The sequence below is a fragment of the Cellvibrio sp. genome (assembly GCF_053579595.1).
In genome coordinates this window covers 1-2,924 of record NZ_JBRFPI010000487.1, presented here as the reverse complement: position 1 = coordinate 2,924, position 2,924 = coordinate 1, and the positions used below count along the sequence as shown (strand labels likewise).

The 2,924-nt window shown below is 48.8% G+C and carries 2 protein-coding genes; one reads left to right on the top strand and one right to left on the bottom strand.

Features of this window, described 5'->3' with window-relative positions; genetic code table 11:
- Positions 1 to 16: 16 nt before the first annotated feature.
- Entirely contained in the window at positions 17 to 1,717 is a 1,701-nt protein-coding gene (gene ggt, locus ACWA6V_RS20140) for a gamma-glutamyltransferase (protein ID WP_449524167.1), read from the bottom strand.
- A 173-nt stretch (positions 1,718 to 1,890) separates the two neighbouring features.
- Between ggt and ACWA6V_RS20135 the strand changes: the two genes are divergently transcribed.
- Positions 1,891 to 2,924: S46 family peptidase (locus ACWA6V_RS20135; protein ID WP_449524166.1), on the top strand; the 1,034-nt coding region annotated here is incomplete at its 3' end.

Genomic DNA, 2,924 nt, shown 5'->3' with positions numbered 1-2,924 from the left:
GTCCAGGCCCTGAAAATTAATTAGTCCGTTGGTTTTGCAAAATCACCCGCGGCTCTGCAACGGGCACCAATTTTCCATCGCGCAATTGAATCGCCTGCGATGCCCCCATAGTCGGCCAAATTTTCAGGTCATGACCTTTTTTCTGCAGCGATTTCTGAATCTCAATTGGCATAGCCGCTTCTACAAATAATAAATTCGGATTCCACTGCTGATGAATACGTGGCTGTGCCATAGCCTTTTCTACCGGCATTGAATCATTCAGCGTGTACAATAATGTTTGTACCACTTGCGAAATAATCGTCGGGCCACCTGCAGCACTGAGCGCCATTACCGGTTCACCATTTTTAAAAACCAGTGTCGGGCTCATGCTGGACAATGGCCGTTTGCGTGCGGCAATCGCGTCTGCATCAGACCCCACCAAACCGAATGCCTCAGCCGCACCGACCTGCGCAGAAAAATCATCCATCTGGTTATTCAATACCACTCCGGTTCCCGGAATAACGACTTTGCTACCAAAGCTGGTGTTGACTGTGGATGTGATCGCCACCCAATTGCCATCCAAATCCGCTGCGGCGATATGGGTGGTGTGTTTGTTCATAAAAAGTTGGATATCCACGTCGGGGCTGCCTGCCGAGAAATCCGCAGTGGTTTTTTCCAAACTGATTTTTCGGGCGATGGTTTGTGCGTAGCGTTTATCGGCAAGGCTCAAAGGTACCTTGGTGAAATCACTATCGCCTAACCAATGTGCACGGTCGGCAAACGCAAATTTCATCGCTTCAGCAATTAAATGGTAACGCTCAGCAGGCGCTAATTTATCCAAATCAAATTGCTCCAGGATATTTAAAATTTGCGCAACGTGAACACCGCCAGAACTCGGCGGGGGAAAACCATACAGTGTATAACCCGCAAATTCAGATACGATGGGTTTGCGCATTTTTACTTGATAGTTAGCAAAATCCTTATGGGTAATAAGCCCTCCGTTAGCGGCCATCCAGCGCCCGGTTTTTTTTGCGAAATCGCCGGTATAAAAATAACGCGGGCCCTGCTTGGCAATTGCACGATAAGTCGCCGCCAAATCTTTTTGTTGCAGCGATGAAAATGCTGCAAGTGGTTTATTATTTTTATCCAAATAAATCGCTGCACTGGCAGGAAATTTTGCCAAATTATCCTTAGTTGCCGCGATGCGCTCAGCCAATGCCGGCGAAATGGAAAAGCCTTTTTCAGCCAAATCCGCAGCGGGCAAAATAACATCGCGAAACTTTAAATTTCCACCCAGCTTTTGTAATTTATCCAATGCGGCAACTGAACCGGGAATACCTGCAGCTAGCGCACCTGTGCGGCTCAATTCAGGATCGGCTTTGCCATCGACAACAAACATGTCACGTGTTGCTCCAGCAGGCGCCATCTCGCGCCCGTCTATCGCCAGAATTCGGCCGTCAGCCATGCGGACCAAAATAAAACAACCGCCACCGATACCAGAGTTGTGACCATCGACAACACCAAGGGTAAAAGCTGCTGCAATTGCAGCATCAATCGCATTGCCGCCGCGCGCCACAACCTCCATGGCAATTTGTGTGGCATAGGGGTTCACTGTAGCAACCGCCGCCCTGCCATCCCCGCTCACTTGTGCGTAATTATTCGCTTGTTCCGCAGCCAAAACCTGACCGGAAAAGCCAACAATGAATAATCCCATCCATAAAACAAATAACGTTTTCATATCACCAACCAATTTTGTGTACGACGAGCCGGAAGTCTATTACCTGCGGGAGGATTCGGCTATAGGCATTGCCTACCTGATCATAGATATTGCCATTAACCATGGTCTACACTGCAACACGTGATTTTTCATAACCATTCTCCAAAGATTCATTAACCAGCAGGAGTTTATTTATGCGCTTAATAACAAGGGCGTTGCTATTGGCAGGCAGTACATTAACTGCTCTACCGGCATTAGCAGCCGAAGGCATGTGGACGTTGGGCAATTTACCACATGAAACTTTGGCAAAAACCTACGGATTTAAACCCACCTCCGCATGGGTGGATAAATCCATGCGCAGCGCCGTTCGCTTGGCGGGTGGCTGCTCCGGTTCGTTTGTATCGGCGCAGGGATTGGTACTCACCAATCATCACTGCGTAATTGGTTGCGTGGAAGACTTATCCAGCGAAAAACAAGATCTGGTCAATAACGGTTTTCTCGCCAAGAATCTTGGCGAAGAAAAACAATGCCCGGGCATGGAAGTGAATCGCTTGGAAAAAACCGAAGATGTGACCGCTCGCATGCAAAAAGCACTCGCGGGCTTATCCGGCAAAGCATTTAGCGATGCAAAAAAAGCCGAACAGTCACTGATTGAAAAAGAATGTGTAGGTGACACTGGCGACCAGCGCCGCTGCGACATTGTCGAACTGTACGGTGGTGGCCAATACCATGTCTATCAATATGCGCGCTATCAGGACGTGCGCCTGGTATTTTCACCGGAATATGCAGCAGGATTTTTTGGTGGCGACCCGGATAATTTTAATTTTCCGCGCTACAACCTCGACATGAGTTTATTGCGTGTTTATGACCGCGCCGGTAAACCACTTGTCAATGCTGATTGGTTTCCTATCAACACCAAAGGCGCCAAAGAGGGCGAACTGGTAATGACCCTCGGCCACCCCGGCTCCACGCAACGCCAACTGACCATGATGGAACTGGAAACCCAGCGCGATCTGGTATTGCCTTTTCGCTTGATGCTCGCATCGGAATATCGCGGGCTGTTATTGCAATACTCAACGCAGAGTGAAGAAAACGCACGCATTGCGCAAACTGAATTGACCATGGTGGAAAATGGTTTGAAAGCGCGCACCGGTATGTTCCAGGCGCTCCTGTCACCCAGTGTTATGCAACAAAAACGCGAACAGGAAAATGCATTTCGCAATTGGGT